General features: G+C 46.5%; 3 protein-coding genes and 1 pseudogene. 1 reads left to right on the forward strand and 3 read right to left on the reverse strand.

The genetic code is table 11. The features are described from left to right. Nucleotides 1-395: pseudogene (locus RIM23_RS16525) on the forward strand (RNA-guided endonuclease InsQ/TnpB family protein); the annotation flags it as partial. Between the two features lie 126 nt (nt 396-521). Here the strand turns inward: RIM23_RS16525 and RIM23_RS16530 are convergent. The 3 genes from RIM23_RS16530 to RIM23_RS16540 form a co-directional block, all read right to left on the reverse strand. Next, nucleotides 522-1,457 (reverse strand): CHAD domain-containing protein, encoded by a 936-nt coding sequence (locus RIM23_RS16530; RefSeq protein WP_446368280.1) that lies wholly within the window; start codon nt 1,455-1,457, stop codon nt 522-524. Between the two features lie 90 nt (nt 1,458-1,547). Then, nucleotides 1,548-2,081 carry a pentapeptide repeat-containing protein gene (locus RIM23_RS16535; protein WP_446368281.1) on the reverse strand — a complete coding sequence of 178 codons (534 nt, stop codon included), beginning with the start codon at nt 2,079-2,081 and terminating at the stop codon, nt 1,548-1,550. Nucleotides 2,082-2,436: 355 nt separating this feature from the next. After that, a complete protein-coding gene (locus RIM23_RS16540) occupies nt 2,437-3,765 on the reverse strand; it encodes a four-carbon acid sugar kinase family protein (protein WP_446368282.1) in 1,329 nt (442 codons plus the stop codon). Between the last annotated feature and the right edge of the window lie 339 nt (nt 3,766-4,104).

Here is a 4,104-nt window from a genome sequence, read left to right on the forward strand (position 1 = left end):
TGCATTGTGCGTAGTCCGGTCTAACGACTTGGTAGCATACGAGGACTTGCAAGTACGAAATATGGTCAAAAACCATCACCTAGCCAAATCGATTTCAGACGCGGCTTGGTCAGAATTTAGATGTTGGCTTGAGTATTTTGGCAAAGTGTTTGGTGTAGCGACGGTTGCCGTCAAACCACACTATACTTCTCAGAACTGTTCCAATTGCAGTTGTGTTGTGAAAAAGGCACTTTCAACACGAACACATAAATGCAAGTGCGGATGTGTCTTAGGCCGTGATTGGAATGCCGCGATAAACATACTCAAGGAAGCACTTCGTACGCTCCGGGCATACAGGAACATTCCAGGAATACTGGATAAACGCTTCGGGACAACTCGCCCTAGGCGAGTATTGATGAAAATCAATATTCTAAGGTGATTGGATGAACGAAGAATCCCCCGCGCTTTTAGCCGGGGGAGTGTCAAGTGGTTTGTGATGGAAATCTGATGCGTTTAGGGCGAAGCTAGCGCAACGCATGAACCTACTTTTGAGCCGGAATTGGCTGCTCAAGTTCCGATCGCCAAACTTGCCAGTAAACGCCAATCCGCTCAACAAACACTCCCGGTTTTTCGGCATAAATGCGTCGTCCCAAAAACTGGGCAGATTGCTGCAATTGTAGTCGTCGGCGGTCAATTAAACCCAATAGGGCGTCTAGTTGAGTGCGATCGCGAGCTAGTTTGGGCTCCTGTTTCAGCAGTTGGTGCAACACCGCTAGATCATGATCATCCCCTAGATAATCGGCTAACTCTTTCGTCTCGGATGCCATTTGATCCATCAAATCGGGCCAAACTAATTTGAGAATTCGCAGGTGATACCAAAGATATTTCACCCGCTTGCGCCAATCATGAAAACTCTCAACGCTGGGCTGCTTAACGGCACAATTTAATCCTTTATCCCCTCGCTTATAGACACGCTGGAGACTTGACTGGATGGCTGACCAATCATTGCTTTTAATTGACCAATGCTTAACCCGTTTCCGCGCCTCTTTAATCATGCGAATGGCATCGTCTTGAGCATTTTTTTCTGCCAAAACCCGCTCACTAATGGATTGACTGCGGGCTTCTAATGCTTGACGCACTTCCTTAAAGCCATTGGCTGAGATAATTTTGGCAAAATGTTTGGTTAAATCATCTAAGGTTTCAACCGTTACCTGAGCATCCCGCACATCCGATAACAATCGCCCTGCATCTCGGAAACAGTTATTTTCTTGGTGGTACGTCTGTGAACCAATTTCATCGCGAACTAAGCGCAGTAAGGCTCGTAGCTGCTTCAACCGCTTACGAGCATCGTGAACCGCTTCCTCTTGGCTATCATTGGTTTGACCCAATAACTGGGCTAATGCTTTGTCAATCTGTTCGTAAGCAATGCGCTGAACTCCCTGAGATATAGATTCGTGTGCCTTTAATCGATATGCCATGGTTAAGTGTGCGATCGCGCTGGGAAGTAGAGTAAGCTGACAATGCTGCCAGGAATAGGGAAGCAGGGGGATCTCCAGGTGCAGGGGGAATTAAATATCAACCTGTATCCTACGTGGTTTCCCTTGCGGCAATTTCTTCAGCCTACTACATAACAGACTTGACTGTTCACTGGTTAAAACAATCGTTCCGTCGGGTAGTATTGCTCCCCCTAAATCCGCATCGGTCAAATCTGCGCCACTCAAATCTGCGCCACTTAAATCTGCACCTCTCAGGTTTGCCCCTTGTAGGTTAGCACAATGTAAATTTGCCCAAATCAAATCGGCTCGGCGTAAATTCGCCCGACATAAGTTAGCTCTACTGAAGTTTGCCCGAGTCAAATTGGCTTTTTCTAAGATAATACCTTCAAGATTTGCCTGACTCAAGTCGATTCTCTGTAGATCTACTCCGTTTAACTCTAAGTTGCTGAGGTTAAATCCCCGATAATCCCGTTCTCCCGCCCCATACTCCTCCAGTAGGCGAGAGGGTACTACTCTTATCCGTTCGAGTTTCTTAAACAACTCTTGCTTTCTAGCCGACGCCGAGGATTGGTGTTGGTTAAGGATATTTCGATCAGAGGATTGCATAGCCTTTTTTTCCTGATAAATTGAACTTAGTTAATCTTCAGGTATTGGGCTGAACGATTAATTGAGTAACGTCCTACTTTTGGGTGAATTTAATCCGCTTTAGAGGTAACTTAACCCACCATCCTGCGTGACTCTAATTTGTTCCCCACTGTGATCTACGTCGCTATTTTACTCGAATCAGAGACTATAGCGCCCTCTGCTAAAAGAAAGGGATTTATCCCAATTCTGTATAAAATTGCACTTTATCTACCCCACCGCCTACGATAGCTTCCCTTAGTCAGGGGAGGTTGGCAGGGGTGAATATTAAGTCAATGTTACCAATAAATGGGATTAGATATAAGGGAGAAGGGTATTATTATTTTTTGTCTTGGCAAAAGCGCTGATAAACGGTAACTAACCCATCCGCATCTCCGACATTACCCGGAAACAGTACAACAGGTAAATCCGAAAACTGGGGATGATCCGATGGGGTTCGCACCACTGAACAGCCCGGAATAATTTGACCCAGTAACCGGGCTGCTCTCAACTCTAATCCTGTACTTAAGACATCATTCGAGGTAATCCCGCCCTTACTAATTAAAAAGCCAATATCTCCGGGTAAGCCCCGGACAATATCCATTAATAACGCCGAAACTGCTGCGCCAAACTTGAGCCGAGTTTCCACGTCTTTAAAGACCAATTCCTCACGACTGGTATAAATTACTGGTGTTTTATTAGAGTTGTGAATCTCATCAACGGTAGCGAGAACTTTGGCTAAAAGTGCCTCTCGTTGGGTTTGTGACTCTTCGAGTAAATCAGTAACATCCACCTCAACCCCGACAATATCCGAAACTTTGAGCAGTTGTTCAAGCTGTTGGGTGGTCTTTTTAACATGAGAACCCACCAGTACAACTCCGGGTTTTCCCTCTCTCACATACTGTGCCATATTCTCTGGCGGAACCGGTTGAGCGCCCAGATTCGCCAGAGAGGTTAAAATACTGGCAGCCGAGCGAAATAGGAATCGTTTTCCTTGAGCGGCGGCGGTAAGGACATCAGCCGCAAATTTATCTAAATCCCCTTGAGTTTCCCCATCAACAACACCACATTGGTTCCCACTCAGGTTGAGGAGACGTTCTAAACTCCCTTGGCGAATATCGGATAGGACAAATCGCTCAACGTCTTCGGCTTTAATCCTTCCTTTGGTCTTTTCTTCGACATAATCGGGTAAATAGCTGTGGTGATAACCGAATACCGAATCACGGGCAAATTCGGTTTCATGAACGGGTGTGGGGACACCATCCACCATCAGGTAGTGGACACTGTCGCGGGTTACTCGTCCACCTTCAAAGAACGCCGGGACTAAGAAATGAGCATCAAAGGGTCCCACTTCTTTGGCAATCACATCGGTTTCTACGGGATAATGTCCCCGTAGGGTGGAGTCAGAGCGACTGACGACGAGAAAATCGTCGATTTTTTCGGTTTCTATGGCAATTTTCAGATTATGGCAAACATCACAGGTTACTGTTGCGGCTTCCTCTGGGGTCAACGCCCGAGTATTGGTCAGGACAAAGAAAATTGGCGAAGCGTCCGTTAGTCCTAAGCGCAGCGTTTGCACATCCCAGCGCGTCAGCAGCAAGCAACTGTGAACGGTTTGGGAACCGGTCGGGTCATCATCCAAAACGATAATTTTGGGTTTGCTGGTCATCTCTTGTTGTCCTGCGATCGGCAATGGTTAATTCGTCCCTAGAATTCAGAGTATCAGGATATCGAGTCGGAAGCACGTTTAGCGCGTCGGATAGTTCACAAAATAGACAGAATAAACTTGTTCCCCCCTTTTGAAGGGGGGCGAGGGGGGATCTCTATTCAAGTTGCTCTTTTCTTGAATAAGTTTAGGGATTTCTTTATTGGGTTTAGATCTCCCTCGCATCCCCCATGGAACAAAAAGCGAAGCATCCTTTGGTTTCCCCCGTGCAAAAAAAGCGAAGCATCCTATGGCTTCCCCCGTGCAAAAAAAGCGAAGCATCCTCTGGTCTCCCCCTTTTGA

The organism is Coleofasciculus sp. G3-WIS-01 (assembly GCF_040223135.1).
Classification (GTDB): domain Bacteria; phylum Cyanobacteriota; class Cyanobacteriia; order Cyanobacteriales; family Coleofasciculaceae; genus Coleofasciculus.